Source organism: Deinococcus sp. JMULE3 (assembly GCF_013337115.1).
Taxonomy (GTDB): domain Bacteria; phylum Deinococcota; class Deinococci; order Deinococcales; family Deinococcaceae; genus Deinococcus.
In genome coordinates, this window is record NZ_SGWE01000004.1 from 2272142 (window position 1) to 2298768 (window position 26627).

Genomic DNA, 26627 nt, shown 5'->3' on the forward strand with positions numbered 1-26627 from the left:
AGCCGGAAACCCCAGGTGCGCCAGCCTCGCACGTCCCTCTCCCAGATGAACCCGTAGAGGGCAGCAGCTGCCAGGACGGCTGCCACAAGCAGACCCGTCGCCATTCGCGCTGCTGCCCGCAAGGCGTCAGCCGACCGAGCCTTCCATTTCCAGTTCGATCAGGCGGTTGAGTTCCACGGCGTACTCCAGCGGGAGTTCCTTCGCGATGGGTTCGATGAAGCCGCGCACGATCAGCCCGGCCGCCTCGTCTTCACTGAGGCCGCGGCTCTGGAGGTACAGGATCTGGTCGTCGTTGATCTTGGAGACGGTCGCTTCGTGGCCGACGCTGGCGTCTTTTTCCTCGATCTCGATGTAGGGGTAGGTGTCGGTGCGGGCTTCCTCGTCCAGCAGGAGGGCGTCGCATTCGACGTTGGTCTTGCTGCCCTTGGCGCCTTCGTAGATCTTGACGAGGCCGCGGTAGGAGCTGCGCCCCGAGTCCTTGCTGATGCTCTTACTGACGATGGTGCCGCTGGTGTGGGGCGCGAAGTGCACGATCTTCGCTCCGGCGTCCTGGTGCTGGCCGCGACCGGCCATGGCGATGCTCAGGACTTCGCCGCGCGCGCCTTCTTCGAGGAGGTAGCAGGCGGGGTACTTCATGGTGACCTTGCTGCCCAGGTTCCCGTCCACCCATTCCATGACGCCGTTGCCGTACACGGCGGCGCGCTGCGTCACGAGGTTGTAGACGTTGTGGCTCCAGTTCTGGATGGTGCTGTAGCGGAAGCGCGCGCCTTCCTTCACGACGATCTCGATCACGCCGCTGTGGAAGGAGTCACTGCTGTACGCGGGGGCGGTGCAGCCCTCGATGTAGTGCGCCTGCGCGCCCTCGTCGATGATGATCAGGGTGCGCTCGAACTGCCCGCTGCTCTCCGCGTTGATGCGGAAGTACGTCTGCAGGGGAATGTCCACCTTCACGCCCTTGGGCACGTACACGAAGCTCCCGCCGCTCCACACGGCGCTGTTCACGGCCGCGAACTTGTTGTCCTCGGGCGGCACGATCGTCGCGAAGTGCTCGCGGAACAGCTCCGGGTACTCCTTCAGGCCGTCCTCGATGCTCAGGAACACCACGCCGAGCTTCTCCCACTCCTCTTTGAGGTTGTGGTACACCATTTCACTTTCGTACTGCGCGCCCACACCGGCCAGCGCGGCACGTTCCGCCTCGGGGATGCCCAGACGCTCGAAGGTCTCCTTCACGTCGGCTGGCACGTCGTCCCAGTTGCGCGCGTTGAAGCCCTCGGGCTTGATGTAGTAGTAGATCTCGTCGAGGTTCAGACCCGACAGGTCCGCGCCCCACTCGGGCATGGGCTTGCTCAGGAAGATGTCCAGGGCCTTCAGGCGGAAGTCCAGCATCCACTGGGGTTCGTCCTTGGCCTTGCTGATCATTTCCACGACGTCGCGGCTCAGGCCCTTGGGGGCCTTGATCGCGTAGCGTTCCGGGTTGCTCCACCCGTACTCGTACGTGGCATTGATCTCGTTCACTTCAGGATTGATGGTCATGATGACTCCTTATGACGATCCTTGTGCGAAGAATCAGAGGGCGTTAAAACCGAAATACAGACAGTAGTTCTGGTAGTTCTGGTCACCGGAGAGGCGTGCGGGGCTCTGCAACTTGCCTTCCTGGCGGTCGTCGTAATCCGGGGCTTCGACCTGCACGGTGAACCGTTTGACTTTCGACTGCTTCCACTCGTTGCATCCAGCGTTCCTGAGGTAACTCATGGCGTCGTTCTCGAAGCGTTCGAGGGCAACGTTGTCGCGGTCAGGCGGAAGACTGGTGAACTCGGCTGGATCGTAGGTCTGCTTCTGTTCCGTGACTTTCCAGTTCGGTGGGGTTGCCTGATCGAAGTGCACTTCAGCCAGGTAGGTGTGTCCCGTCATTCCCTGGTCTACTTTCAGGATCCGGATGTCTGGCTGCTGGCCTGGGAAGACTTTGTCCAGGCTGCGCTGCGCTTCTGCGCGGTACTGGTTCTTGATGGTGGCATCAATACCCACACCGAAGGCCAGGGGAGTGAGTGCCGCCAGCGTGAACAGGGCTTTCCGACTGCGGGAACGCGGAGGGCGCAGAGCAGCGAGGACAACGAGAACGAGAATGGCGAGTGGAAGCGCGAACGGAAAGGGAATGAACAGGCCCCAGATGATGTTGACGAAGAAGTTCACCGGCGCGGTTCAGGTTCAGGCGGTGGCGAGTTCCTTGACCCAGTCGTAGCCTTCGGTGTCCATCTTCTTGGCGAGTTCGGGGCCGCCGGTCTGGACGACCTTGCCGTCGAGGATGATGTGGACCTTGTCGGGGACGATGTAGTCGAGCAGGCGCTGGTAGTGGGTGATGATCAGGCCGCCGAGGTTCTCGCCGCGCATGCTGTTGACACCTTTGGAGACGATCTTCAGGGCGTCGACGTCGAGGCCGCTGTCGGTTTCGTCCATGATGATGTAGTTGGGTTCCAGCATGAGCATCTGGAGGATCTCGTTGCGTTTCTTCTCGCCGCCACTGAAGCCGGCGTTCAGGTAGCGTTCGACGATGCTCTCGTCCCATTCCAGGGTTTTCAGGGCGTTCTGGAGTTTGCCGTAGAACTCGACGAAGCTGACTTCTTCGCCTTCGGCCTTGCGGGCCTGCATGGCGAGGCGCAGGAAGTTGGCGATGGTGACGCCGGGGATCTCGACGGGGTACTGGAAGGCGAGGAAGACGCCGAGGCGGGCGCGTTCGTCGGGTTCCATCTCGAGGATGTTCTGGCCGTCGACGAGGATTTCGCCTTCGGTGACGGTGTATTCGGGGTCGCCGACGATGACCTTGGCCAGGGTGCTCTTGCCGTTGCCGTTGGGGCCCATGATGGCGTGCAGTTCGCCGCGGGGCACGGTCAGGTTGATGCCTTTGAGGATGGGCTGGTCGCCGACGGTGGCGTGCAGGTTACGGATTTCGAGCTGGTGGGTCATGCGGGCTCCTTCGGGAATCACAGGGTTTTTGTTAGGAATGATTCCTACTTACTGGGCTATTTTACCCGTCCCGGAGCCTAAAGTCGAGTGATTCACTGCGGATTCTGGGTGGGGAACGGTGCGCGGGAGGCGGGGGCGGTGATGGGGGGAGGAAGTGGGGAGTGGGCAGTGGGCAGTGGGCTGGTGGCTGGCCTCCGCCCAGCCGGTGAGGGGAGATGAAGTCCGGAGCTCGACACCCGCCCGCGTGACGGGCCGAAGCAACCGACCCACTCCCCACTTCCCACATCCCACTGCCCATCCTCATGAGTGTCCTGCACGCTTTTTTCACGGTTGCCACGTGCGCGCGTGCTACCCGTGGAGGTCATGACCATCCTTGATCTGGTTCGCGCGGCTGGCCCGCTGTTGTGGGTGCTGCTGGCCCTGTCGGTCTACGTGGTCTACCTGAGCGTCGCCCGCGCGCAGGCGCTGGCCCGGCTGGGCGCGGACGCCCGCACGCTGGTGGAACGCGCCCGCGCCGTCACCGCCGAGAGCGGCCCGCACGCCGCGCTGGCCGAGGTGGACCGCGCCGCGCACCCCAGCCCCGCCGCGCAGGTCCTCCGCGCCGGACTGGCCCGCGCCGACCGGGGCGTCCCCGCCGCCGAGAGCGCCATGCACTCCGCGCTGCTGCACGAGGACGCCCGCCTGTACGCCGGACTGGGCGCGCTGGGCACCGCCGCGCAGGTCGCGCCGCTGCTGGGCCTGCTGGGCACCGTGATCGGCATGGTCCGCTCGTTCCTGGTGTTCAGCCAGACCACGGCCCCCACGCCCGCGCAACTGGCGACCGGGATCAGCGAGGCGCTGATCAACACGGCGGGCGGTCTGATCGTCGCCGTGATCGCGTACGTGGCGCGCGGCGCGCTGCGGGCCCGCGCCGACCGGATCATGGTGCAGGCCGAACAGGTGCGCGAGGACCTGCCCGGCTGGCTGACCCGCCCCGCGCCTGCCCCGGCTCCCATGCGCACCGACGCGCCCATCCCGGAGGTCGCCCTGACGTTCGGCGGCGCGCAGTGACCCGCCCGCTGCGCCGCCGCTTCCGGGGGGATCACGACCCGGTGACGTTCGACTTCGCGCCGATGGTGGACATCGTGCTGCTGCTGCTGATCTTCTTCTTCCTGACCAGCACGCTGGGCGCCCGGCAGAACGCCCTGCCGCTGGACCTGCCCCGCGCGAGCAGCAGCGTGCAGGAAACGCCGGACCTGCCCGTCGTGAGCGTGAACCGCGCCGGGCAGGTGTTCCTGAACGGCAAGTCCACCACCCTGGGTGCACTGGGCGCGCAGCTGCGGCCCCTCGCGGAACAGTCGGGCGGCGTGGTGGGCCTGCGCGCCGACGAGCGCGGCAGCTACGGCACCGTCGTCGGCGTGATGGACGAGATCAAGAAGGCCGGGGGCACCCGCCTCGCCCTGGGCACCCAGCCCGCTCAGGACGGCGGGGCCGCGCCGTGACCACCCTGTCCCGCCCCGCACCCCCCCGGCCCGAGTCGCGCGAGGGCCGCCGCGCCATCGCCGCGACCGTCGCGGTGCACGTGGCGCTGCTCGCGGGCCTGCTGGCGCTGCGCCCCCAGCCCCTGCCGCCAGCCGCCACCCCGGACCCGTCCCGCGCGCCGCTGGAGGTCGTGACGCTCGCCCCGGCGACGCCCGCCCCCACCGCGACGGCGACCACCCCCGCGACTCCCGCCCGGACCATCACTCCGCCTGTCACCCCGCCGCGCGCCCCGCCCGCGCGGCAGTCCGCCGAGGCGCGCCCGGCAGCCCAGCCGACCACTCAGGCGACCACCCCGGCAACCACCCCGGCAACCACCCCGGCAACGCCGCCGACCTCTGCGGGTCGGATACCCGCCGCGCCGACCCGCGCGCCACAGGCCCCGACCAGCGCTGCGTCAGCCCAGGCAACGCCCGCTCCATCGACCCCGCAGGTCGCGTCGCCGTCGGCTGAGGCGGCCCCAGCCGCGCCCCGCGAGGCGACCGCCACGCCAGCCCCGGCAGAACTGCCCGCGCTGGACGCCGTGACTCGACCCGCCGCGACCGGTGAGGTGGAGGTCGCCCCCGAGCTGACGCCTGCCCGCGCGGCGCAGCCCCAGCAGGCGGCCCCGGAGGTGGCGCGGACCGCGGCGGACCCGGCGCCGGACGCCGGGCCGATCAGTGCCCTGCCACGCCGCGAGGACCTGACGCGACCAGATGCGACTGGAGAGGTCGCCCAGGCCACCCCGGCCCGCAGTGCCAGCCCGGCTGGGTCCCCCGTGGACGTGCGCGGCATTCCCGCCCGGCCCGCCAGCCGCGCCGACACGCCCGCTGAGAGCAGTCCGGTGACTGCCACCACCCGCGACCGGACGGCCCCGACCGCTCCGGTCAGTCCGGCGGTGGCGGGCAGCCGCACGGCCCCCGGCGAACCTGCGTCTGCGGTGCCCGCCACCGCGACGGCCCGGACGCCTGATCCGGCCGCGACACCCGCGCCCGCCGCGCGCCCGGCCGGTGGCACGGGGGCAACAGGGGAGACACCCTCGGCCCCGGCGGCGGCGCCAGCGGCACGCGGCACCGCTCCGGCCCCGGCCAGTGAGGGGACGCCGACCGCTCCCTCAACCCCGCGCACCGAACCCACCACGGGCGCAGGAACGGCCCCGGCGTCCGGCACGCCCAGCCGCGACCCGGCGGGCAGTCCCGCACCCGCCGACGGCGCGGCGCCCACGCGCGGGACGGGCACGGCACCCGCCGCCGGGGACGCGGAGGCCCCCACCTCGGCCCGGCCCGGTAGCGGGTCCGGTGGTGACGCTGGTGCGCCCGCCTCCGGCCGGGGTGGCGCTGGTGGTGCAGGCAGTGGGGCCGGGAGTGCCCCCGCCGCGCCCGTCGCGCGCGGTGGCGGCGCGGCGACCGGGGCAGGCAGCGAGACGCGCCCACTGGCCTGCACGGTCGTGATCGACGTGCGCGGCCTGGGCGCGTTCCAGCGGGACATGACCAGCATCGTGTACGCCGGCGGGCAGCAGCTGTGGCCCGACGCCGCCCTGATCAGGGGCGTGTCCAGCGAACTCGTGCAGGCCGGAAACCTCCACACCTACGTCACCGCCGAATCGCAGCTGGCCGCCTTCCAGAACGTCACCCGCGTGAAGGCCGAGCGCATCCAGCCCAGCCGCTTCGCGCCGAACTCGCGGGTGTACACCGACGTGACCCTCTCGGACGCCGCCGCCGCGCAGTTCCGCTCGGCGGGCAGCGCGTGCCGCGTCGTGTACCTCAAAGATTGAGCCTCAAAGGAGCCCCATGAACCGTCACCTGACCCTGCTGACCCTCTGCACGCTGCTCGCCGCGCCCGCGCACGCCTGGGTGCCGAAACTGGAGGACACCACCGCCAGGAACGTCATCGACGGCGCGTACGGCCGCCGCGACCCGGTGCCCACCTACCTGAGCGTGGACCTGACCGTCAAGGGCGGCGCGTTCGCGGCCGGGAAGGACGCCGTGACCGCCTTCGACGGCGGCGCCGCCTGCGTCGCGGACTGGCTGGCCGCCCCGGACGACTTCACGAAGGGCAGCCGCCCCGCGCAGCTCACCGTGAGCGGACAGGCGGACCAGCTGTACTTCCAGGCGCAGGACGCCCGCAACAACTTCCAGAACCTCAGCGTGAAAACCGCGCTGGCCGAGGAGTCCGCCAGTCGCCGCCTGCCGGACGGGCAGCTGCGGGTGGACATCGCCGTGCGCGGCCTGCCCAGTGAGAAGGCCCGCGGCGCGTACCTGGTGCGCCTGAAGGGCCCGGACGGGAAACTGATCGCGCCCGTCAGGAGCACGTACGTGAACGACTTCAAGCAGGCGGGCGGCACCTGGAGCGGCACGCTCGTGTACTACTTCGAGCCGCTCAAGGCTGGGATCGGCGCGAGCGACACCGTGCCCCTGCTGCTGCGCACCGAGGCGGACACCGACTGCGCGTACCAGATTCCCCTGAACCTCGCCGCGTTCAACTGATACGGACTCCGGTTGAAAGGTTTGCAAAATCTTTCAACCCGAGCGGAGCGAGTAGGAGAGAAACGGGTTCCGGACGTGGAGTTGACAGATCGGTGGTGTTCCGATCTGTTAACGAAACAAACGGAACCCGTATGACCACCGGGCAGACCGGAGCAACCCCAGGCGGAGAAGCTGAGATTCGCCGAGCAGCACGTCGAATGTGGGGGTCAGGAGGACCGTCACGCGGGACCCGCATCCGGAGACCTGCTCTAGAATGCGGGGCGTGCCTGCTTTCCCCCTCCTGGCCGTGGACATCGGCAACACCAGCACCGTGATCGGCCTGGCCGACGAGCAGCTGAACCTCACGAACACCTGGCGCATCCGTACGAACCGGGAGCACCTCCCGGACGATCTCGCCATGCGTCTGCACGGGCTGCTGCAACTGACGGGGGCGCCCATGCCGCGCGCGGCGATCCTCAGCAGCGTCGCGCCGCCCCTCGGGGAGAACTACGCGCTGGCGCTCCGCCGCCACTTCGCCGTGGAGGCCTTCGAGGTGCGTGCCACGAACCTCCCGGACGTCAGCGTGGAACTCGACGTACCCGACGCCGTCGGCGCCGACCGCCTGTGCAACCTGTTCGGCGCGGAGAAGTACCTCGGGCACCACGAGTACGCCGTCGTGGTGGATTTCGGGACGAGTACGAACTTCGACGTGATCGGCCGCGGGCGCCGCTTTCTGGGGGGCGTGCTCGCCACGGGCGCGCAGGTCAGCGCGGACGCGCTGTTCAACCGCGCCGCGAAACTCCCGCGCATCACGCTCCAGGCGCCCGCGACCGCCATCGGGAAGAACACCACGCACGCCCTGCAGTCCGGACTGGTGTTCGGGTATGCCGAGATGGTGGACGGCCTGCTGCGCCGCATCCGCGCCGAACTGCCCGGCCCCGCTGTGGCCATCGCCACCGGGGGTTTCTCGCGCACCATTGAGGGCATCTGCCGCGAGATCGACCACTACGACGAGACGCTGACCCTGCGCGGCCTCGTGGAACTCTGGGCCAGCCGCTGACGCTGCGAGAGGGGGGCCGCCGGGCATCACGTCCGGCGGCCCTCACCTCTGTTTTCCCCGCGCACATATGCAGATTCCGCCCGGTTGGATCACCTGTTTTTCCCGTGCTGGACGAAATCAACCGTCCTCTCACGCGGTGGCGCGTCATGAAGCTTCCATGAAACCCGTGCCAGACGTGAAAACCGCCCCGCACCCCGCCCGGACGCCCATGAGAGCCCTCATGCCGGAGTCGCAAGGTGAACGCCCGACCACTCAGAGTCGTGCCACACGCACCCCGCAGCATGAGCGGCAGGAGGAACCACCATGATCAACACCAAGATTCTGACCGCCCTGACCGCCCTCACCCTCAGCGCCAGCGTCGCCTCCGCCGCGACCAGCACCGGCAGCGTCGGCGTGAACGTCGGCGCCAGCGTGAACACCCTCCTCGGCGTCACCAGCCAGACCGGTGACAGCCAGAGCAGCGGCAGCCTGCTCGGCGCCGTGAGCAGCAGCCTCAGCGCCGGCGTGACCGCCAGCGGCACCACGACCACCGACGAGGGCAGCGCCAGCGGCAGCCTGAACCTCGGCGCGGACGCTGGCCTCGCCGCCCTGCTCGGCGCCACCACCAGCAGCACGGACGGCCAGGGCAGCGCCTCGCTCCTGACCGGACTGAGCGGCGCCCTGAACCTGAACGCCGCCGCCAGCGGGACCGCCCAGCCCTGACCTGACCGCCCAGCAGCGTGGACAGCAGCGCCCCCCGGCCAGATGGCGGGGGGCGTCCAGCGTGCGTTCATAGCGGTTTTCAGGTGTGGTGAGGGAACACCTCACCACGCCTGAAACGAGCAGAGCGAGAAACCGTCAACACCAGCGGGTGGAAGTGGAGTTGACGGGCGTGCTGTTAGCCCGTCAGCGGAACTGGAAACCGCTGTCAGGCTACGCTGGACGGTATGACCGCCCCCCAGCGCATCGTGAGCCTGCTGCCCAGCGCCACTGACCTGCTGTTCGACCTGCTGACCGACCTGGGCCTGGCGGAGCGCGTGGTGGGCGTCAGTCACTCCTGCGATCACCCGCGTGCCCGGCACCTGCCGGTCCTGACCCGTTCCATCGTGGACAGCGGCGCCCCGCAGGCCGAGATCGACCGGGCCGTCAGCGCCGCCGTGCGGGAGGGCCGCGCCCTGTACCAGGTGGACGGCCCGCTGCTCGACCGGCTCAGCCCCGATCTGGTCGTCACGCAGGGGGTCTGCGAGGTGTGCGCCGTCACGCCCGGCACGCTGCAGGACGCCGTGCGGTACCTGCCCGGCTGCCTGCCCGCCGCGAACGTCCTGAGCCTGGAAGGCAAGAGCGTGCAGGGCATCCTGGGCGACCTGCGCGCCCTGGCTGCCGCCGCCGGTGTCCCCGAGACCGGTGAGGCCCTCGCCCGGCAGGCGCAGGCCGACTGGGACGCCATCCAGCCCGCCCCGCACGCGCCGCGCGTCCTGACGCTGGAATGGACCGAGCCACCCTTCTACGGCGGGCACTGGGTGCCAGAGCAGGTGGAGCGGGCGGGCGGCGTGAACGTCCTGGGCATCCCCGGCACCGACTCGGGCCGCGCCACCTGGGAGCAGATCGCGCCTCTGCGCCCGGACGTGAGCGTCGTCCTGTGCTGCGGGTACGGTCTGCGCGACAACGTCACATTCGCCCGCGACCTGCCGGACCTCCCGCTGGGAGAGGTGTGGGCGGTGGACGCCAACGCGCTGTTCAGTCGCCCCGCGCTGGGCGTCGTGCGCGGCGCGCAGGTCCTCGCCGACCTGCTGCGCGGCCATCCCACCACGGGCCTCAGCGAACGCATCCGCTGAAGCTGGCCTGCGTGAGGTGGCCTATGCGGGCCGCATGATCCGCAGGTACGCCCGCCACGGCCCCACCGCCTCCCGGTACCCGCCGCCCAGCGTGCGCGTGATCTGAAGGACATGATCCAGGTCATGCGCCGCCCAGGTCGCCAGCAATTGCCCCAGTGTCACCGGCCCGAACTCCGGGTGCGTGCCCCGCCGCGCCAGTTCCGTCGGGCCCAGGTTCAGGGCGTCCAGCGCCCGCAGGCTCTCCGCGCGCACTGCCGCGAAGTCGTCCAGCAGTTCATCCAGGGACCGCGCCGCCTCCGCCGCCTGATGCCCGGCCCGGTCGAACGGCGGGAACACCTCCGCCTCGCCCGCCGCGAGCAGCACCCGCGCCCGCGGCAACCAGTTCGTGCGGTCCGCGTGCGACAGGTGCGCCACCACCCCACGCGGCGACCACGTCCCCGGCCCCTCGTCCAGCCCCGCCCATGCCCCCGGCAACCCGCGCAGCAGCGCGTCCAGCACGCCCGGCGTCCGCGCCAGCTGCGCCCGCACCGTCCCCAGATCCACGTTCATACCCGCAGCATAAAAGGGAAGAGGCAGGCCGCCTCACGCCGCCCGCCCCCCTGAACGCCGCACCGCGTCTACGGATTCCGTCTGTTTCGTAGACAACCCGGAAGAACACCGGGTTGCCCACTCCACGCCCGGAACCCGATTTTCTCCTCCTCTGCGGCGCAGCTCTACGAGTCGCATCCGCTCGGGTTGAAAGATGTTGCACACCTTTCAACCGGAGTCCGGATCAGTTGATCATCTTCGTCTTGTTCGTCATGAAGTCCATCAGCACGTACTGCCCGATGTTGTGCGGCGTCGTGAAGTACGCCTTGCCGCGCGTCATCTCGCTGACGCGGCGCACGAAGCCCACCAGATCCGGGTCGCGGGCCAGCATGAACGTGTTCACCTGAATGCCGCTGCGGCGGCAGTTCGCCACCTCGCGCAGCGTGGCGCCCAGCACGTACGGGTCCAGGCCGTACGCGTTCTTGTAGATGCGCCCGTCCGGCAGCGTCAGCGCCGAGGGTTTCCCGTCGGTGATCATCACGATCTGCTTCATGTCCTTGTTCTCCCGCTTCAGCAGCTGCTGCGCCAGCCGCAGGCCGCCCGCGGTGTTCGTGTGGTACGGCCCGATCTGCGCCTGCGCGAGCTTCCCGACCGGGACCTCCTCGGCGCTGTCGTGGAACAGCACGAACTTCACGGTGTCCCCCGGGTACTGCGTGCGGATCAGGTGCGCCAGGGCCAGCGCCACCTGCTTGGCGGGCGTGAAGCGGTCCTCGCCGTACAGGATCATGGAGTGCGAGCAGTCCAGCAGCACCACCGTCGCCGCCGACGAGTTGTACTCCGCCTGCCGGATCACCAGATCCGACTCCTCAAGGTTGTCGAAGCCCTTGCTGATCACGTTCCCCAGCGTGGCGGTCGTGTCGAGGTTCATGGTGTCCCCGAACTCGTAGCCCTTGAGTTCACCGGTCATCTCGACGCCTGACGCGTACTCGCGCGTGTCGTGCGACCCGGCGCTGCTGCGCCCCAGGCCGCCCATCAGGTCCCGCAGGCTCTTGTACCCCAGGAAATCGATGCTCTTGTCGGTCAGCTGGAACTTCGCGTCGCCGGGGTCGCCCGCGCCGCCTGCACCGTCCTCGAACTCCTTGCGGATGAAGCCGTCCTGTTGAAGGCGGTCCATCAGGCGCTGGATCTGCTGGCCCAGCCCGGTCTCGCGGATGTCGTCGGCCTGCATGGCCTCCATCAGCTGCTCTTCCGGGATCATGTTCCGCTCGGCGAGCGCCTGCAGGATCGCGTCGAACAGGTCGTCCATGCTGGGGCGCGCGTCCGGGTCCGGGTCGTACGGGTCGTTCATGCCCTGGCCCAGCAGCGCCTCCTGAATCATCTGCATCAGCTCGCTGCTCTCGAGCTGATCGAGTTCCCCCTCGAACTTGCTGTACCGCGTGACACGCGCCATGTGAACCTCCGTTGCGGCCCAGCATGGCGCGTTTGGCGCGCGGGGTTTGTAAGGCTCTGGGCGTTTGCTCGCTTCCTCGAGACTCCAGTTGACCGGTTGTGGCGCACCCTTCAACCGGAGTTCGCCTCAGGGCTGACGCAGCGTGATCGTCTGGTCCTGCGTAAGGGTGGCGCTGACCTGCACGTCGTCCATCGTCATGAGCACCTGCATCTGCATGGTCGTGCGGACGCTGCTGCTGTACGGCAGCCCGTCGGGCCGCACCAGCAGGTCACCGCTCACCGCGCCGCCGCTGACGCTCATCTGGAACACGGACTGCCCGGCGCGGTTTTTCACGCTGGTCTGCCACGCGCCGAACTCACCAGTCTGCGTGAACCGCAGCCGACCGGCCGCGTCCGGCCCCGCGAAGGTCACGCGGCTGGTGAAGGACAGAGGCGTGCTGGTCAGCGTGGCGGGGTCCACGTCGGCGTCCGGGTCCTGCAGGATAGGACCCAGCAGCGCGCCCGTCATGCTGTCGAGGGACACCTCCTGCCGGGTCTCGCGGCTCTGGCCGGGGGTCAGGGGCAGGCCGATCAGTTGAGGTCCCGCGCCGCTGCTGTTCGACACGCGGATCAGTTCATTCAGGTTCATCTGCTGGTACAGGCGGTTCACGTCCGCGTTGTCGCTGCTGAGCTTCAGGTCCTTCAGCGTCCCGTTCGCGTCGAGCGTCTGCGTGACCTTCGTCGTCAGGGCCTTCGGCAGTCCCGGAATGGTCTGGATCAGGGTCAACTGCATCGTCACGCCGCCCAGCGCGTCGCGCGCAGCGACCCGCGTGAAGCTCTTGCCGGTGATGGTCGTCGTCTGCCCCCCCATGCCCTGGAAGGCGCTGCGCAGGCTGTCGAGCTGCCTCTGCGGGACGCTCGCCCCGGGACGGGCGGTGACCTTGACATCCGTGAACTTCATGACGCTGGTCATGGTCATGCGCTGCTCGACGGATGCGCCTACGGGCGCAGTGAGGCGCAGCGTGGGCGCTGCCAGGGCCGACTGCGCGGCGGCCGGGGCGGACAGGGAAGAGGAGAGCAGCAGGCCGGTCAGGAGGAAAGGACGCATCGTCAGCACCCTACGCGCTCCGCACCGCCCGGGTTGCCGAAGGTGACCGGGCGGGCAGCGAACGTGAAGGGAGGTCCCCCGGACGTGTGGCGGCGCGCGGCGTGCGCGGTGCGTCAGAATGATGGGCATGACTGATCCCGTGACTTCCGTTCGTCCTGACGCCCGGCTCGTGCGCCTGCACGCCGGGCGGGGCGATCCGCACGCCCGCCTCGCCGGGGCGCTCGCTGACCTGGAGGGCGCCGCGTGGGGCCTGCTGCTGCGCGACGAGACCGCCCTGGCCCGCCAGCTGGCCGACTCATTGGGGGCGGGCACGCTGCGGGTGGACGCCCGCGTGCGCGTCAGCCGCGAGGCGCTGGCCGCCGCCGGGCTGGCCGCCGCGAGCGCTGACGCCGACTGGCGCGGCGCGCGCGCCGTGTGGCTGCTGGAACCCACCCCCGCCGAGCTGGACCGTGCCCGGCGTGCCGGGGTACCCGTGATCGTGGACGCGACGCTGGCGCCCGGCGGGAACTGGCTGGCGCAGGGCGCGCGGCTGGTCGTGTACCGCGACAGCGTGACCCTGACCGGGCACGGCGACGCGCCCCTGAGCGCCCTGTTCGGCGCTGGGTCCGCGCCCGCCCCGGTGGCGGCCGCGCCCAGCGACCTGAGCGTGGCGCTGGCGCTGCGGGACGTGGCGACGCTGCCGCTGCGGCTGGCGCGCGTGGCGCGCACGACCTCGCAGCTGGCCGAGCGGCTGGGCGGCGCGGCGCAGCCTGCCGGGCCGACCGCGCTGCTCCTGGCGCCGGACGAGGCGGCGGACAGCGAGGCCCCGCTGGGTGGCGTGCTGGCCGCCGCGCGCAGCGTCCCGGGTGGTGTGCTGATCACGCCGGGCCTGGAGGACGCCCGCGTCGCGCTGGCCCTGCTGCGTGGCGAGACCCCCGCAGAGGAGGCCGCCACGCCGGTGGTCCCGGAAGCTGCCGCGCCGGAGGAGGACCGCCGCGAGCAGCGTCCCGAGCCCCGCGTGGATCAGCGGGGCGAGTTCCGGGAGCGCCGCGAGAGCCGCGACCGCTTCGAGCGGCGCGAACGCGGGGGCCGCCGGGATGATCGGCGTGATGATCGTCGGGACGGCCGCGAGCGGGGCGGCCGTGACCGTTTCGAGCGCCGCGACTTCCGCCCGCCCGTCACCGCCGCGCGCGGCGAGCAGCCCGACGCGCCCAGCACGCCGTCCCAACCGGACGCGCCCGAACGCTTCACTTTTGAAGCCCCTGCCGCGGCTGCTCCCGTGAGCACGCCCGCCCCGGTCGCGGCCCCTGCGCCTCAGGCCGAGCCGGAGGAGACCTGGGAGCCCGAGATCGTGTTCAGCGACTCGCCCGCGCAGACGGCCGCGCCGCTGCCCACCCCGGTCAGCAGCGGCCCCGACGCCCCGAACCTCCCGCAGGTGCCGGACGTGCGCCATCAGGCGGTCGAGGAACAGCCCGCCGGGGAACAGGCAGCCGAGGAACTCCCCGACGCCCAGCCCGAACCGGAACCCACCCCCGAACCCGCCCCGGTCATCCTGCCGCCCGACCTGCCCGGCGGGAAGGAGGACCCGGCGGCGAACCTCACCGACGAGCAGATGGCCGTGTACGCCCGCCTGCGCGAGTGGCGCAACGCCGAGGCGAAACGCCAGGAGATCAGCCGCTTCATCATCGCCAGCAACGCCACCCTGGCCGAGATCGCCCGGCGCGTCCCGTACACCCTGGACGACCTGCGCGAGGTCAAGGGCATGGGGCAGGCCCGTCTGGGCAAGTACGGCGACCGGATCCTGGACGTCGTGCGCGGCTGACCGCACACGCAGGCAGCACGCGCAGAGAGGGGGAGGGCTGGCCGCCGGGTCAGCCCCCCTCTTCATGTTGGCTCAAGGCGCCCGGGCAGCCCCGGCAGGTACGCTCGCCCCATGATACGGATTCCGTCTGTTTCGCCCTCAACCCGGAAGGACACCGGGTTGCCCGCTCCACGCCCGGAATCCGTTCCGCTCCAACTCGCATCCGCTCGAACTGAACGGTTTTGGCAAACCATTCAGTCGGAGTGCTTATGAGCCCCGACTTCGTGCGGTACCGCGACGACCTGGAACGCCCGCAGCCCGACGAGGCGCGCACCTTCGCGCAGCTGGCCCGCGTCATGCAGGGCTACAGCGAGGCGTTCCACACCCGCTACCACCACGCGGTGCGCCCCGTGCACAGCAAGGGTCACGGCCTGCTGATCGGGGAACTGGAGGTCCCGGACCTGCCACCTCACCTCGCGCAGGGACTGTTCGCCGCGCCCGGACGCTACCCGGCGGTCGTGCGGCTGTCCACCCCGCCCGGCGACATCCTGCCGGACAGCGTGTCCACGCCGCGTGCGCTGGCCCTGAAGGTGATCGGCCCGCCCGCCGCAATGGTGGACGGGCACGCGGGCGAGGTCACGCAGGACTTCCTGCTGAACAACGGGCCTGTCTTCGCCGCGAAGGACGCCGGCGGGTTCCTGAACAACCAGCTGCCCATCCGCCTGACCCTGAACGCCCCGGAGGAACTCAAGGTCGCCGCCGCGCTGGGCGCGCAGGTCGCGGCGCGCGTGGCGCCCGAGGGCAGCCCCCTGGCCGGCGCCCTGAAACAGCTCGGCGGGCACCCCTCCACCCACCCGCTGGGCGAGACGTACTACTCGCAGCTGCCCCTCCGCTGGGGCGAGTACGTGGCGAAGGTGGCGCTGGTGCCCACCGCCGAGCACCTGCGCGCCCTGACCGGGCAGGCGGTGCGTGTCCTGGGGCCGGGCCGCGCCGACGCCCTGCGCGCCGCCGTCGCCCAGGTCATCCGCGCGTCGGGCGGCACCTGGGACCTGCGCGCGCAGCTGTGCACCGACGAGGCCCGCATGCCCATCGAGGACGGCTCGGTCCGCTGGGACGAGACCCTCAGCCCCTTCGTGACCGTCGCGCGGTTGCACGTCCCCCCGCAGGACCCCGCGCGGCCCGACAAACTCGTGTTCGCCGACGACCGCCTGAGCTTCAGCCCCTGGCACGCCCACGCCGCGCACCGCCCGCTCGGCAGCGCCATGCGCGCCCGCCGCCACGTCTACGAACAGTCCACGGCCTTCCGGCGCGAACACAACGACGAACCTCTGCGCGAACCCCGCACCGCAGGCGACCTGCCCACCCCCTGACCCGTGCGGTCAGCTCTGCTCGTCAGGCCTGTTCGTCCGGCCCGTAGCGGTGTTCGGCGGGCAGGGGCGTGCGGTCGTGCGTGGCCTGCGCCACCCGCGCGGCCAGCGGGAAGTCCACGGCGGCGTACCACGCTTCCTCCAGGCCCGCGCCGCCGGGGGCCGGGCGGTACACGCACAGCGCCGGGCCGTAGCTGCATGCGCCCAGGCAGCCGCTCTCGGTGAGGCGCAGCGTGCCGCCGCGTTTGTAGTACGCCAGCGACTGGCGTTCCAGGTGATTCCAGAGTGCCTTGTGCAGCAGCGCCGAGCCGCGCGCCTGACAGTTCGGGCCCTGGCAGACGAGCAGGTGGCCGTGGGTGGGAAAGTACTTCGGGGGCATGCCTCTCCTTGCGCGGCCCTGTGTGGGCGCCGCTCAATCCTGGGGGATGACCAGCAGGCGGTCTGCGTGCTGCACCACGTTGACGTGCAGCCCGTACGCGGCGTGCAGGTGCGCGGGCGTCAGCACCTCGCGCGGCGTGCCGCTGGCCTGCACCCGCCCGCCATGCAGCAGCACGAGGTGATCGGCCCGCGCGGCGAGGTTCAGGTCGTGCAGCACCGCCACGACGCCCAGGCCGCCCGCCACCTCGCAGCGCAGGTACCGCACGACGTCCAGCGCGTACGCGAGGTCGAGGTGGTTCGTGGGTTCGTCCAGCAGCAGGAAGCGCGGCTCGGCGGCCAGCGCGCGGGCCAGCGCCGCCCGCTGCCGCTCCCCGCCGCTGAGTTCCGACACGCGGCGGTCCTCGAACCGGCGCGTGTCGGTGCGGTCCAGCGCGGCGTCCACGGCGGCCTCGTCCTGCGCGGTCCAGGGGGTGCGGGGCAGCAGCCCGAAGCGCCAGTCGCCCGCGCCGCGCCCCAGCGCCACCACGTCCCGCACGCGCGCGCCGTCCGGCAGGCCCTCGCTCTGCGCGAGGTACGCCAGCTGCCGCGACCGCTGCGCGCGGCTCCAGTCGCCCAGCGGCCGCCCGGCCAGGGTCACCGCGCCCTGCGTGACCGGGTTCAGGCCCAGCAGGGCGCGCAGCAGCGTGCTCTTGCCCGCGCCGTTCGGGCCGATCACGGCGCTGAACACGCCGGGCCGGAACGTGGCACTCACGCCGCGCACTGCCGGGAACGACCCGGCGTGCACGTGGACGTCCCGCGCGACCAGGGCGTCAGTGTCAGGAATACCGTCAGTCATGGCGTTCCTTGCGCAGCAGCCACAGGAAGAACGGGCCGCCCAGCAGGGTCGTCACGATGCCCACCTGCGACAGCGGCGTGGTGCGGGCCAGCAGGTCCGCGCCGACCAGCAGCGCCCCGCCCAGCAGCGCCGACAGGGGCAGCAGCGTGCGGTGACCGGGACCGAACGCGAGGCGGATCATGTGCGGCACGATCAACCCCACGAAGCCGATCACGCCCACGTATGCGACGGCGCCCGCCGTGGCGAGGCTCGCGGCGATGACTGCAATCAGCCGCAGCCGCTCGACGGGGACGCCCAGGCTGCGGGCGGTCAACTCGCCCAGTTGCAGGGTGTCCAGTGCGCGGGCCAGCAGCAGCAGCGCCCCACAGCCCAGCCCCGCGTAGGGCAGCACGGTCAGCACGTCCCGCCAGCCGCTGAAGCCCAGGTCGCCCAGCGTGTACGCCAGCACCTGCCGCGCACGGTCCTCGCCACGCAGGATCAGCGCGGTCGTCGCGGCACTCAGGACGCTGCCCACCACCACGCCCGCCAGGATCAGCCGCGTGGGCGGAAAGCGTCGGCCCTCGCGCGCCAGGGACAGGGTGCACGCCACGGCGACCAGCGCGGTCAGCAGCGCCGACACCGGGATCAGCCCCCGGGGCCATCCGGCCACGATGGCAACCGTGGCGCCCAGCGCGCTGCCGCTGGCGACGCCCAGCAGGTACGGGTCCGCCAGCGGGTTACGGAACACGCCCTGAAAGGCGCCCCCGCACACGCTGAGACTCGCACCCACCAGCGCCCCCATCACCACGCGCGGCAGGCGGATCTGCCACACGATCACGTCGTTCCCCTCCAGCGCCTGCCGGGTCACGCCGCGCCACAGCGCGCCCAGCACCTCGCCGGGCGGGATGGTGACGCTGCCCAGCCCGGTGCCCAGGACCACGGCGGCCAGCAGCAGCGCTGCGAGCAGCAGCGTGCCCAGGCCCACCCCCAGCCCCCGGCGCGGCGCGGCGGCCTGCATTTACCTGAACAGTTCCGGGTGAATCAGTTTCGCCAGGCCCATCAGCGCCTGCCCCAGGCGCGGCCCCGGACGGCCCAGCATGGTGTTCAGTTCGGCCGGGATGTCCTTGACCTTCCCGGTTTTCAGGGCGCTGATGCCGCTCCAGCCGGGGCGCGCGCCCGCCGTCTTGGCGTCCACGCCGAGGATCAGCTGCGGGTTGGCCTTCACGATGAACTCGGGGTCCACCTTCGGGAAGTCGCCCATGCTGGCCGGGATGATGTTCCGCGCGCCCGCCTTGGTCAGCAGCACGCCCATGAACGAGTTCGGCCCGATCGAGTACGGGGTGGGGTCGATCTCGAAGTACGCGGTGGGTTTGCGCACGGCGTTCTTCGTGAGGATCTCCACGCGCGCGATGTCGCCCTTGATCTTCGCCACGAGGTTCCGGGCCTGCGCCTCGCGGTTCAGGATCTTCCCGAGCAGCGCCGTCTTCGTGAACACCTCGTCGTACGTCTCGGGGTTCACGGCGATCACGGTCACGCCCGCCTGCGTCAGCGGCTCGGCCAGCTTCCCGTACTGACTGACGAGCACCACGTCGGGTTTCAGCGCCACCATCGCCTCGATGTTCGGGTTGTACAGGCCGCCCACCTTCGGCAGTTTCGTCACCTGCTGCGGGAAGTCGCTGTAGTCGTCCACGCCGACCAGGCGGTCGCACAGGCCCAGCGCGCACACCGTCTCGGTGGTGCTGGGCAGCACGCTGACGATCCGCTTCGGTTCGGCCTTCAGGGTCACCTTGCGGCCCAGGTCGTCGGTGATCGTCAGCGGGTAGGTGGTGGCACCCGCGGCGCCGCTCAGGGCGGCACTCAGGGTGATCAGGGTCAGGATGCTCTTCATTCGAAACTCCTTCCCTCCGGCAATGCAACGCGCCGCCCGTATCTGGGCGGCGGCGGGAAACACAGTGTCCGTGGCAGGCCCCACGCGGTGGGGGGCGCTCACGGCGTGCCCCCAGTCCGCGAGGGGTCAAGCCACGCCCGCCCACTCCGGGCGGCGCGAACGGCGGGGGTGCTCGGCCTTCCCCAGCTGGGCTGAAGTTACCGTTGCGCGACAGGGCCGGACTCTCACCGGACTTCCCCCCGCAGCCGTCACCGCAGAGCATAGCGCACGCCCCCCACTCCCCCCACCGCCCCCGCTCACCTGAGGCGCCGCGCGGCCCGGAACGTCCCTACACTCGCCGTATGGTCAACCTGTTCCTGGGCATCCTGCTGCTGTTCGTGCTCGTGATCGCCGAACTGCTGTACATCCACTTCGTGGAGAAGGAACCCATTCCCTGGCGCGAGGTGATGTTCAACCTGAACTCCGGGCACGTCATGACCTGGGTGTGCCGCGGCCTGGAAATCGCGGGTTTCGACTACGTCCTGCGGCACCTCAGTCTCGGCTGGGTCGGGCAGTGGCCGGTCGCGGCGCAGTGGATCTTCACGCTGCTCGCCTGGGACCTGTGTTTCTACTGGATGCACCGCCTGCACCACCGTTACCCGCTGCTGTGGGCGGTGCACGTCGTCCACCACGAGGGCGAACACTTCAGCCTGTCGCTGGGCATCCGCAACTCCTGGTACTCCTCGCTGACGTCACTGCCGTTCTTCGTGCCGCTGGCCGTGCTGGGCGTCCCCACCGAGCAGTTCGTGCTGATCGGCGCGCTGCACTACTTCGTGCAGTTCTACAACCACAACCGCGTCGTGAAGAAGAGCGGGTGGCTGGAACACGTCCTCGTCACGCCGTCGCACCACCGCGTGCACCACGCCAGCAACCCCGAGTACCGCGACCGGAACTGCGGCGGCACCTTCGCCATGTGGGACCGCTGGTTCGGCACCTTCCAGGAGGAACGGAGCGACATCGAAATCCGCTACGGCGTCGCGCACCGCACGCCCAGCGACAACCCCTTCTGGGCGAACAACCTCCCGGTCCTGCGGCACGTCCTGCGCCGCCCCGCCCCGCACCTGCCCACCTGGACGCGTCGCGACCCCACGCCCCTCCCGGACCCGCTCGTCGCGCTGGGCGGCTTCGTACTGTTCGGCGTGCTCATCGACTACATCGCCACGCAATCCACGCGCGCCGCCGCCGAGGAATTCACGCTGTTCGGCATCCTCCTGCTGGGCACCGTCGCCATCGCCGGCCTGTTCGAGGGCCGCCGCTGGGGCAGCCGCTCCTGGCTGCTGCTGGCCGCCGCGCTGGCCGCCTTCACCGCCTGGACCGGCCGCGACGACCTCGCCCTGATCGCCCTGACCGCCGCGTTCCTGGCACACGCCCTGCTGACCACCTGTTGGACCCGCAGGCCGCAGGCAGAGGTCGTGGGGAGTGGGGTGTAGGGAGTGGGAAGTGGGTGGTCTTGACGGGGGCGGGTTCGCTGCGCGCACGCTGTTGACCGTCAACCATCAACCATCAACCATCAACCATCAACCGGGCAGCCGCTGACCGACCGGCACAGCCAGCGTGGACAGCACCTCGCCCAGCTCACCGGTGATGGCCTTGATGCCCCCGCGCGGCGGGATGGGCGCCCCGAAGCGGACGATCCAGCGTTTCCCGTCGCGGCTGATCCCGGCGGGCAGGATGGGCGCGCGGCCCTTCGCGGCGATCAAGGCGACGCCGCCCTGCATCTCGCCGCCGCCACGCGTGCCCTGCGGAAAGATCCCGACCGTGCCGTCCGCCTTCAGGATCCGCAGGGCCGTACGCACCGCGCCCAGGTCGTTCCCGCTGCGGTCCACCGGGAACGACCCCCCGGCGCGGATGATGTCCCCGATGCCCGGAATGAACAGTTCCTTCTTCGCCATGAACTGCAAAAACCGCCCCGGCGGCAGCGCCCGCGCCACCAGGAACGGGTCCAGCGCGCTGACGTGATTCGCCGCGACGACCAGCGGCGTGCCGGGCGGGGGGACGTGCTCCCGGCCGTGCACCTCCAGGTGCATGCCGCTGAAGATCACGGGCAGGTACGTGGTGTCCACCACCAGCCGGTACACCCACGGAATCACAGGCGGGGCCGGGGGTTCGGTCTGGACCCTGGGGGCGGGCGGGGCAGAGGGGGTGTCGGGGTGAGCGGCGTCACTCATTGCCTGCAGGATACGCCCGCATCCACGAACTGACCTCCGCGTTCTGGCGGGGTGCCGGTGGAACCGTGACGGATCGCGCGGTCCCGCTACCCCGGCGGGCGCACCCTGCGGGGCATGAACATCGCAGTGATCGGAGCGGCCGGAGGCGTGGGCCGCCGCGTGGCCGCGCAGGCCGCCGCCGCCGGACATCAGGTCCGCGCCCTGGTCCGCACGCCCGAACAGGCCGACCTGCTCGCGCAGCACGGCGCGCAGCCGGTCCACGGTGACCTGACCGGCGACTGGACGGCCGTGCTGGACGGCGCCGACGCGGTCGTGTGGGCCGCCGGGGCCGGCGCCAGCGGGAACTTCCAGGCCATCGACGGGGACGCCCTGATCGCCGTGACGGACGAACTCGTCCGCCGCGCCGCTGCGGGTGGCCCGCGCCGCCTCGTGGTCGTCAGTTCCATGGGCGTGGACCGCCCCGAGCAGATGCCGCCCTTCCTGACCGCCGTGCTGCGCGTCAAGGCCGTCTCCGACGCGCACGTCCAGGCCAGTTCACTGAACTGGACGGTCATCCGACCCGGCGGCCTGACCGACGCCCCGGGCACCGGCATGGTCAGCGCCGGAATGCCCGCCCCGCGCGGCATGATCGCCCGCGACGACGTGGCCGCCGTGGTCCTCGCCTGCCTGAACGACCCACGCAGCGCCGGGCAGACCTTCGAGGTGGTCGCCGGGGACACCCCGGTCGCGCAGGCCGTCGCCGAGCTGGAAGAGGGCAGTGGGAAGTAGGCCGTGGGGAGTGGGTCGGAGGTCAGCCCCGATCCACTCCCCACGGCCCACTCCCGACTTACTCCTCGTCGTGCATGTCGGTTTCGTCTGCGTCGCTGTCGTCGGCCCAGTCCCCGGCCAGCACGGCGCGGACCGCCTCGATGCGCCCCCGGCACTGGGCGTACGCGGCGCGGGCGTCCTCCAGCAGCGGCAGGACGCGGTCCAGGTCCGCCTCGCCGGATTCCAGTTCCGCCGCGATGCGGCTCAGCCGGGCGTACGCCTCCCGGTACGAGGTGGGCTGAGGCTCAGTCATGCCGCCCATGCTACCGCTACGCTGCGCGCATGACGCCCGCCGACCCCGCGCCCACTGAACCCGGGCCCGCCGCCCCGCCGCCCGTGACGCACTTCGACCTGACGGCCCTGCCCGCCGCCGCGCGCTACAAGCTGCTCACGGGGACCGTCACGCCCCGCCCCATCGCGTGGGTGAGCACCGTGGGCGCGGACGGGCACGTGAACCTCGCGCCGTACTCGTTCTTCGGCCTGATGGGCAGCGATCCGCCCGTCGTGGCGTTCGCACCCGGCCACCGCCCCGACGGCACGCTGAAGGACACCGCGCTGAACATCAGTGCGGGCGGAGAGTTCACCGTGAACCTCGTCAGCGAGGCGCTGGCCGTCACCATGAACGCCACCGCCACCGACTTCCCCCACGGACACGGGGAACCCGGTGCGCTGGGCATTCCCCTCGTGCCGGGCGTGAAGGTCGCCGTGCCGCGCGTGGCCGCCGCGCCCGCCGCGCTGGAATGCCGCGAGGTGCAGACCGTCACCATCGGCCACACCCGCATCATCCTGGGCGAGGTCCTGGGTCTCACCCTCCGCGCCGACGCCGTGCAGGACGCCGAGCGGCACCACGTCGACACCGCCGCGCTGGACCTGATCGGCCGCATGGGCGGACGCGGCACGTACGCCCGCACCCGCGACACGTTCGTCATCGACCGGATTTCCTTCGAGGAGTGGCGGAAGGGGGAGTAGGGAGTGGGAAGGGGGAGTAGGGAGTGGGCAGTGGGTTGTGGGAAGTGGGTCGGCTTGACCTGGGCGGGGTCGCCGCGGACACGCTGTTGACCATTAACCATCAACCAGTCACGCCGGTTCCCCTCCGGCCTTCACGCGGGCGTTGTCGGCCCAGACGTAACGGGCGGCCAGGGTGCGGTAGGGCGCCCAGCGGAGCAACACCTCGGCGCTCGGGGTGTCCGGGTGCAGCCGCGCGAGGCCCTGGCGCAGCGCGAGGTCCCCGAGGCTGAACACGTCCGCGCGGGCCAGGGCGAACATCAGGAACATCTCGGCGGTCCAGCGGCCGATGCCGGGCAGGGGCAGCAGCGCCGCGATCACGGTCTCGTCGTCCTGATCGCTCAGGTGCGCGAAGTTCACCGCGCCGGTCTTCGCGGCCTGCGCGATGGCCTGCACGGTCCGCACCTTCGCCCACGACAGGCCCGCGCCGCGCAGGGTGTCGCCACTGGCGGCCAGCAGCGTGTCGGCCGTCACCTCGCCCAGCGTGGCGGTCACGCGCGCGTGGATGCTCGCGGCGGCCTTCACGCTCAGCTGTTGCCCGGTCACGTTGCGGATCAGCGTCCCGAACGGATCGGCGGTAGGCGTCAGGACCGGCAGGTCACCCACGCGGGCGATCACCCCGGCCAGGACCGGGTCGCGGGACAGGTGACGGGCAGCGTCGGCGTGACTGGTCAGCGGCGCCTGATGCGCGGGAAGGGACATGCAGGCATTCTCCCAGGGAGTGCGGTGGGAGTCAGCGGCATCCGGTCCTGGATGCTGGTCCCTCCGGTCGGCAACCCAGGCTCATACGGGATTCAAGTAATGCCAGGGCAGTCGGAGTCGCCCGGCGGCCCCCTCACCTTTGCGCCCTGTCGCTCCTCAGCTGCGCCGCTCTGCGAGTCCCTCCCTCTCTGCTGCGCAGCTCTCCGAGTCCCACAAGGGGAGAGGGGACAACGGAAGGCAATCACGTTGGAAGCCAGTCACCTGAATCCCGTCATCGCATGGAGGCGCACCCTCCAGGCCCCTCAGTCTCCGGTCCTTCCCCCGCACCTCTGCGGGGCACATGCGGGGAACACGATGGAGCCCCGCGCCCCACGCGAGCAGGCCGGAAAGGGAACACCCCCTCCCGGCCCGCCCGTGCCCGTCCTGCCTTACTTCCTGATCGCGTTCTGGATTTCCTTCACGGCGTTCGACAGGATCGCGGCGGTGTTCACGCCGCTCTTCTGCACGCCCAGCGCGACCGCGCTGCCCCACGGCGCCCACACCTGACCCATCTCGGGCACGTTCGGCATGGGCGTCCCGGCCGAGATGGCCTTCCCGAAGCCGGTCACGACCGGGTCCGCCTTCAGTTTCGTGCGGGCGGCGAGGCTGACGGGGATGCGCCCACCGGCCTGGTTGAAGCCCGTCTGCGCGGTGCTCGTCACGAGCGTGCGCGCGAACTGCGCCGCGGCGGCCTTGTTCTTCCCGTACGCGTTCAGCACGACGCCCTGCACGCCCACGAACGGCCCCCACTTGCTGCTCGCGCCGGGAGGGGTGGGCAGCACGCCGATCCCGTAGTCGATCCCGGCCTTGCGGATGTCCCCCATGTCCCAGGGGCCAGTTACGATCATCGCGGCGCGGCCGTCCAGGAACGCGCCCTTCGCGGCGTCGGCCGTGACGCCCTCGGGCACGAGGTTGTACTTGAAGCGCAGGTCGTTCATGAGCTGCAGGGCCTTCGCGGCGCCCGCGTTCCCCAGCCCGATGTCCTGGGCGTTCAGGGTGCCGCTGTTGTTCTTGAAGACGTACCCGCCGTACGCGCTGAAGAACCCGAAGTTCGCGTACGCGTTGTTCAGGTCCGTCAGGAACCCGAAGCGGCCGTTGCCGGTGTTCTTCTGCGCCACGCTGATGAACTCGTTCCAGGTGGTCGGTGCGCTGGGCACCAGTTTCCTGTTGTAGATCAGGGCGACGCTCTCGGCGAACATCGGCAGTCCGAACAGTTTGCCTTTGTACGTCATGGCGTTCAGCGCCGTCCTGTCGAGGTCGCTGCGGCTGGTCACATACCTGTCCATGGGTTCGATCACCCCGGCGGACGCCAGCTGCCCGAAGCGGTCCTGCGGCAGCGTCACGATCAGGTCCGGTCCCTGGCCCTTGGGAGCCGACTGGATCAGCTTGTCGGGAATCTCGCCCAGCGGCACGCTGACCACGACCACCTTGTTCCCGCTGGCTTTCGTGTACGCGGCGGCCTGGGACTGCAGCCACGCGAGCTCGTTCGCGTCCGTGAAGTGGTTCCAGACGGTCAGGGTGGCCGCGTGGGCGCTCGCGGCGATGGACAGGGTGACGATGGACAGGGCCGTGCGGGTCAGTCGGTTCATGATGTTCTCCTTGTGTGACCCCACGGAGGGGGCCGGATGGGTGCAGTTCAGTTCAGGCCGTCGATGGCGGGCGTGGCGGTGGCGTCGTCGTCGAACAGCGAGCGGCGCGAGGCGTCGTCGTCCGTCCAGGAGGACGTCAGCCAGCGCGGACTCTGACTCCAGGCGGCGCCCCAGTAGAAGATGCCCTGCCCGCCCGCCGCGCGGATGGTGGCGTTCAGGTCTTTCAGGTACGCCAGCTGCCCGGCCGGGGTCTGCGGGTAGGGCACCTGCGCGTCCTTGTACCCCACCTCGTTCGTATCCCAGTAGTACGCGGTCTCGGCCAGCAGCACGGGCGTCTGCGGGTACTCGGCGCGCAGGGCCTTTACGGTGTCGGACACGTTCTGGAAGTCCCCGTGCCACATCGGGTAGTACGACAGGCCGATCACGTCGAACTGCCCGCCGGCCTTGCGGAACGCCTGGTACCACGCGGTCGTCTCGGCGGCGTTCCCGATCTTGGCGATGTGGATCATCACGGGCGGCGGGGTGGGTCCGCCCGCGTCCCGCACGCCCTGCACCCCGGCGTTCACCAGGGACGCGAAGGTCGTCATGTCGTCATTCACGATCCGGCCCGGTTCCCACAGCATCCCGCCGTTGATCTCGTTGCCGACCTGCACCATGTCCGGCGCGGCCCCGGCAGCGCGCAGTTGCGTGATCACGTCCGCGGTGTAGTCGTGCACCGCGACCCGCAGGTCCGCCGTGCTCAGGGACTTCCAGCGGGCGGGCGTCCACTGGTTGCCGGGGTCCGCCCACCAGTGCGAGTAGTGCAGGTCCAGCAGCACCTTCATGCCCCGGCTCTTGGCGTCCTTCACGGCGGCCTTCACGTACGGCAGGTCCTGCAGCAGGGCGTAGTTCTTCCCGTCGTCCCCGCCGGGATCGATCATCAGGCGGACGCGGACCCAGTCGAAGTGGTGGTCGGCGGCGATCTGCGCGGCGGGTTTCACGGTGCCGTCCCGGTCGCGGAACTGCACGCCCGCGAGTTCCGCGCCGCGCGCCTCGGACAGGTCGATGCCGCGCACGTACCCGCGCAGCAGACTGGCGGGCGTGACCGGCGCGGCCGCCTGACCGCACGCGCCCAGCATCAACGGAAACAGCATCGGGAGGATTCGGCGCATGTCAGTCGGTCCTCCGGGTGGGGGCGAGGGGGGGATCAG

The 26627-nt window shown here is 70.7% G+C and carries 27 protein-coding genes; 12 read left to right on the top strand and 15 right to left on the bottom strand.

Going from position 1 to position 26627, the window contains the following annotated elements; translation table 11 throughout:
• Positions 1-126: 126 nt before the first annotated feature.
• From sufB to sufC, 3 genes are read right to left on the bottom strand one after another with little or no spacing between them, the layout of a single operon-like run.
• Positions 127-1533, bottom strand: coding sequence for a Fe-S cluster assembly protein SufB (gene sufB, locus EXW95_RS13880; RefSeq protein ID WP_174367941.1), 1407 nt, complete (start codon positions 1531-1533; stop codon positions 127-129).
• 33 nt (positions 1534-1566) lie between these two features.
• Complete coding sequence (locus EXW95_RS13885) at positions 1567-2190, bottom strand: hypothetical protein (RefSeq protein WP_174367942.1); 624 nt, start codon at positions 2188-2190, stop codon at positions 1567-1569.
• 15 nt (positions 2191-2205) lie between these two features.
• On the bottom strand, positions 2206-2961 hold the full coding sequence (gene sufC, locus EXW95_RS13890; protein WP_174367943.1) for a Fe-S cluster assembly ATPase SufC: 756 nt from the start codon (positions 2959-2961) through the stop codon (positions 2206-2208).
• 363 nt (positions 2962-3324) lie between these two features.
• Between sufC and EXW95_RS13895 the strand changes: the two genes are divergently transcribed.
• The 7 genes from EXW95_RS13895 to EXW95_RS13925 all read left to right on the top strand — a co-directional run bounded on the left by EXW95_RS13895 (position 3325) and on the right by EXW95_RS13925 (position 9797).
• Positions 3325-4011 carry a MotA/TolQ/ExbB proton channel family protein gene (locus EXW95_RS13895; protein WP_174367944.1) on the top strand — a complete coding sequence of 229 codons (687 nt, stop codon included), beginning with the start codon at positions 3325-3327 and terminating at the stop codon, positions 4009-4011.
• On the top strand, positions 4008-4442 hold the full coding sequence (locus tag EXW95_RS13900; protein WP_371810073.1) for an ExbD/TolR family protein: 435 nt from the start codon (positions 4008-4010) through the stop codon (positions 4440-4442). Before EXW95_RS13895 ends, EXW95_RS13900 begins: the two co-directional genes overlap by 4 nt.
• Positions 4439-6232, top strand: a complete 1794-nt coding sequence (locus tag EXW95_RS13905) for a hypothetical protein (protein WP_174367945.1) — start codon at positions 4439-4441, stop codon at positions 6230-6232. The genes EXW95_RS13900 and EXW95_RS13905 overlap by 4 nt, the downstream gene beginning before the upstream one ends.
• A gap of 16 nt (positions 6233-6248) precedes the next feature.
• The gene (locus tag EXW95_RS13910; RefSeq protein WP_174367946.1) at positions 6249-6944 is read left to right on the top strand and encodes a hypothetical protein; all 696 of its coding nucleotides are present in this window, start codon (positions 6249-6251) and stop codon (positions 6942-6944) included.
• 262 nt (positions 6945-7206) lie between these two features.
• The gene (locus tag EXW95_RS13915; RefSeq protein WP_174367947.1) at positions 7207-7983 is read left to right on the top strand and encodes a type III pantothenate kinase; all 777 of its coding nucleotides are present in this window, start codon (positions 7207-7209) and stop codon (positions 7981-7983) included.
• 303 nt (positions 7984-8286) lie between these two features.
• A complete protein-coding gene (locus tag EXW95_RS13920) occupies positions 8287-8685 on the top strand; it encodes a hypothetical protein (RefSeq protein WP_174367948.1) in 399 nt (132 codons plus the stop codon).
• 224 nt (positions 8686-8909) lie between these two features.
• Complete coding sequence (locus tag EXW95_RS13925; protein WP_174367949.1) at positions 8910-9797, top strand: cobalamin-binding protein; 888 nt, start codon at positions 8910-8912, stop codon at positions 9795-9797.
• Positions 9798-9818: 21 nt separating this feature from the next.
• On the opposite strand, the gene EXW95_RS13930 is transcribed toward EXW95_RS13925, so the two are convergent.
• From EXW95_RS13930 to EXW95_RS13940, 3 genes are all read right to left on the bottom strand, one after another.
• Positions 9819-10346, bottom strand: coding sequence for a DinB family protein (locus tag EXW95_RS13930; RefSeq protein WP_174367950.1), 528 nt, complete (start codon positions 10344-10346; stop codon positions 9819-9821).
• 223 nt (positions 10347-10569) lie between these two features.
• A complete protein-coding gene (locus tag EXW95_RS13935; RefSeq protein WP_174367951.1) occupies positions 10570-11775 on the bottom strand; it encodes a VWA domain-containing protein in 1206 nt (401 codons plus the stop codon).
• Positions 11776-11901: 126 nt separating this feature from the next.
• The gene (locus EXW95_RS13940; RefSeq protein ID WP_174367952.1) at positions 11902-12861 is read right to left on the bottom strand and encodes a hypothetical protein; all 960 of its coding nucleotides are present in this window, start codon (positions 12859-12861) and stop codon (positions 11902-11904) included.
• A 127-nt stretch (positions 12862-12988) separates the two neighbouring features.
• Here EXW95_RS13940 and EXW95_RS13945 point away from each other — a divergent pair, with 127 nt between their 5' ends.
• Positions 12989-14662: an HRDC domain-containing protein gene (locus EXW95_RS13945; RefSeq protein ID WP_174367953.1), complete on the top strand. Its 1674-nt coding sequence runs from the start codon at positions 12989-12991 to the stop codon at positions 14660-14662.
• A 248-nt stretch (positions 14663-14910) separates the two neighbouring features.
• The gene (locus EXW95_RS13950) at positions 14911-16011 is read left to right on the top strand and encodes a catalase family protein (protein ID WP_174367954.1); all 1101 of its coding nucleotides are present in this window, start codon (positions 14911-14913) and stop codon (positions 16009-16011) included.
• A 22-nt stretch (positions 16012-16033) separates the two neighbouring features.
• Here the strand turns inward: EXW95_RS13950 and EXW95_RS13955 are convergent, their stop codons facing one another.
• Genes EXW95_RS13955 through EXW95_RS13970 form a run of 4 tightly spaced genes read right to left on the bottom strand, consistent with a single transcriptional unit; the run spans position 16034 to position 19088 of the window.
• Positions 16034-16387 (bottom strand): ferredoxin, encoded by a 354-nt coding sequence (locus EXW95_RS13955; protein ID WP_174367955.1) that lies wholly within the window; start codon positions 16385-16387, stop codon positions 16034-16036.
• A gap of 33 nt (positions 16388-16420) precedes the next feature.
• Positions 16421-17221 (bottom strand): ABC transporter ATP-binding protein, encoded by an 801-nt coding sequence (locus EXW95_RS13960; RefSeq protein WP_174367956.1) that lies wholly within the window; start codon positions 17219-17221, stop codon positions 16421-16423.
• Entirely contained in the window at positions 17214-18218 is a 1005-nt protein-coding gene (locus tag EXW95_RS13965) for an iron ABC transporter permease (protein WP_174367957.1), read from the bottom strand. The genes EXW95_RS13960 and EXW95_RS13965 overlap by 8 nt, the downstream gene beginning before the upstream one ends.
• Positions 18219-19088: an ABC transporter substrate-binding protein gene (locus tag EXW95_RS13970; protein WP_174367958.1), complete on the bottom strand. Its 870-nt coding sequence runs from the start codon at positions 19086-19088 to the stop codon at positions 18219-18221.
• 341 nt (positions 19089-19429) lie between these two features.
• Here EXW95_RS13970 and EXW95_RS13975 point away from each other — a divergent pair, with 341 nt between their 5' ends.
• Positions 19430-20557 carry a sterol desaturase family protein gene (locus EXW95_RS13975; RefSeq protein ID WP_174367959.1) on the top strand — a complete coding sequence of 376 codons (1128 nt, stop codon included), beginning with the start codon at positions 19430-19432 and terminating at the stop codon, positions 20555-20557.
• Between the two features lie 87 nt (positions 20558-20644).
• On the opposite strand, the gene EXW95_RS13980 is transcribed toward EXW95_RS13975, so the two are convergent.
• On the bottom strand, positions 20645-21295 hold the full coding sequence (locus EXW95_RS13980) for a lysophospholipid acyltransferase family protein (RefSeq protein WP_174367960.1): 651 nt from the start codon (positions 21293-21295) through the stop codon (positions 20645-20647).
• 114 nt (positions 21296-21409) lie between these two features.
• Here EXW95_RS13980 and EXW95_RS13985 point away from each other — a divergent pair, with 114 nt between their 5' ends.
• Positions 21410-22063 (top strand): SDR family oxidoreductase, encoded by a 654-nt coding sequence (locus tag EXW95_RS13985; RefSeq protein ID WP_174367961.1) that lies wholly within the window; start codon positions 21410-21412, stop codon positions 22061-22063.
• 58 nt (positions 22064-22121) lie between these two features.
• On the opposite strand, the gene xseB is transcribed toward EXW95_RS13985, so the two are convergent.
• Positions 22122-22355 (bottom strand): exodeoxyribonuclease VII small subunit, encoded by a 234-nt coding sequence (xseB, locus tag EXW95_RS13990; protein ID WP_174367962.1) that lies wholly within the window; start codon positions 22353-22355, stop codon positions 22122-22124.
• 29 nt (positions 22356-22384) lie between these two features.
• Here xseB and EXW95_RS13995 point away from each other — a divergent pair, with 29 nt between their 5' ends.
• Positions 22385-23071, top strand: a complete 687-nt coding sequence (locus tag EXW95_RS13995; protein WP_174367963.1) for a flavin reductase family protein — start codon at positions 22385-22387, stop codon at positions 23069-23071.
• A gap of 108 nt (positions 23072-23179) precedes the next feature.
• Here EXW95_RS13995 and EXW95_RS14000 read toward each other — a convergent pair whose 3' ends face one another.
• The 3 genes from EXW95_RS14000 to EXW95_RS14010 form a co-directional block, all read right to left on the bottom strand.
• Complete coding sequence (locus tag EXW95_RS14000) at positions 23180-23809, bottom strand: DNA-3-methyladenine glycosylase (RefSeq protein ID WP_174367964.1); 630 nt, start codon at positions 23807-23809, stop codon at positions 23180-23182.
• A gap of 428 nt (positions 23810-24237) precedes the next feature.
• Positions 24238-25437 carry a maltose ABC transporter substrate-binding protein gene (locus tag EXW95_RS14005; RefSeq protein WP_174367965.1) on the bottom strand — a complete coding sequence of 400 codons (1200 nt, stop codon included), beginning with the start codon at positions 25435-25437 and terminating at the stop codon, positions 24238-24240.
• A 47-nt stretch (positions 25438-25484) separates the two neighbouring features.
• A complete protein-coding gene (locus EXW95_RS14010) occupies positions 25485-26588 on the bottom strand; it encodes a glycosyl hydrolase 53 family protein (protein ID WP_174367966.1) in 1104 nt (367 codons plus the stop codon).
• Positions 26589-26627: the final 39 nt, after the last annotated feature.

Excerpts from the sequence above, each read along its gene's own strand:
- EXW95_RS13910 (WP_174367946.1), top strand. The coding sequence starts at position 6,249 with ATGAACCGTCACCTGACCCTGCTGACCCTCTGCACGCTGCTCGCCGCG.
- EXW95_RS13955 (WP_174367955.1), bottom strand. The coding sequence starts at position 16,387 with ATGCCCCCGAAGTACTTTCCCACCCACGGCCACCTGCTCGTCTGCCAG.
- EXW95_RS14000 (WP_174367964.1), bottom strand. The coding sequence starts at position 23,809 with ATGTCCCTTCCCGCGCATCAGGCGCCGCTGACCAGTCACGCCGACGCT.
- EXW95_RS13960 (WP_174367956.1), bottom strand. The coding sequence starts at position 17,221 with ATGACTGACGGTATTCCTGACACTGACGCCCTGGTCGCGCGGGACGTC.
- EXW95_RS13925 (WP_174367949.1), top strand. The coding sequence starts at position 8,910 with ATGACCGCCCCCCAGCGCATCGTGAGCCTGCTGCCCAGCGCCACTGAC.
- EXW95_RS13985 (WP_174367961.1), top strand. The coding sequence starts at position 21,410 with ATGAACATCGCAGTGATCGGAGCGGCCGGAGGCGTGGGCCGCCGCGTG.
- EXW95_RS13930 (WP_174367950.1), bottom strand. The coding sequence starts at position 10,346 with ATGAACGTGGATCTGGGGACGGTGCGGGCGCAGCTGGCGCGGACGCCG.
- EXW95_RS13995 (WP_174367963.1), top strand. The coding sequence starts at position 22,385 with ATGACGCCCGCCGACCCCGCGCCCACTGAACCCGGGCCCGCCGCCCCG.
- sufC (WP_174367943.1), bottom strand. The coding sequence starts at position 2,961 with ATGACCCACCAGCTCGAAATCCGTAACCTGCACGCCACCGTCGGCGAC.
- EXW95_RS13970 (WP_174367958.1), bottom strand. The coding sequence starts at position 19,088 with ATGAAGAGCATCCTGACCCTGATCACCCTGAGTGCCGCCCTGAGCGGC.
- EXW95_RS13940 (WP_174367952.1), bottom strand. The coding sequence starts at position 12,861 with ATGCGTCCTTTCCTCCTGACCGGCCTGCTGCTCTCCTCTTCCCTGTCC.
- EXW95_RS14005 (WP_174367965.1), bottom strand. The coding sequence starts at position 25,437 with ATGAACCGACTGACCCGCACGGCCCTGTCCATCGTCACCCTGTCCATC.
- EXW95_RS13945 (WP_174367953.1), top strand. The coding sequence starts at position 12,989 with ATGACTGATCCCGTGACTTCCGTTCGTCCTGACGCCCGGCTCGTGCGC.
- EXW95_RS13965 (WP_174367957.1), bottom strand. The coding sequence starts at position 18,218 with ATGCAGGCCGCCGCGCCGCGCCGGGGGCTGGGGGTGGGCCTGGGCACG.
- EXW95_RS13950 (WP_174367954.1), top strand. The coding sequence starts at position 14,911 with ATGAGCCCCGACTTCGTGCGGTACCGCGACGACCTGGAACGCCCGCAG.
- EXW95_RS13980 (WP_174367960.1), bottom strand. The coding sequence starts at position 21,295 with ATGAGTGACGCCGCTCACCCCGACACCCCCTCTGCCCCGCCCGCCCCC.
- EXW95_RS13895 (WP_174367944.1), top strand. The coding sequence starts at position 3,325 with ATGACCATCCTTGATCTGGTTCGCGCGGCTGGCCCGCTGTTGTGGGTG.
- EXW95_RS14010 (WP_174367966.1), bottom strand. The coding sequence starts at position 26,588 with ATGCGCCGAATCCTCCCGATGCTGTTTCCGTTGATGCTGGGCGCGTGC.
- EXW95_RS13920 (WP_174367948.1), top strand. The coding sequence starts at position 8,287 with ATGATCAACACCAAGATTCTGACCGCCCTGACCGCCCTCACCCTCAGC.
- EXW95_RS13935 (WP_174367951.1), bottom strand. The coding sequence starts at position 11,775 with ATGGCGCGTGTCACGCGGTACAGCAAGTTCGAGGGGGAACTCGATCAG.
- sufB (WP_174367941.1), bottom strand. The coding sequence starts at position 1,533 with ATGACCATCAATCCTGAAGTGAACGAGATCAATGCCACGTACGAGTAC.
- EXW95_RS13975 (WP_174367959.1), top strand. The coding sequence starts at position 19,430 with ATGGTCAACCTGTTCCTGGGCATCCTGCTGCTGTTCGTGCTCGTGATC.
- xseB (WP_174367962.1), bottom strand. The coding sequence starts at position 22,355 with ATGACTGAGCCTCAGCCCACCTCGTACCGGGAGGCGTACGCCCGGCTG.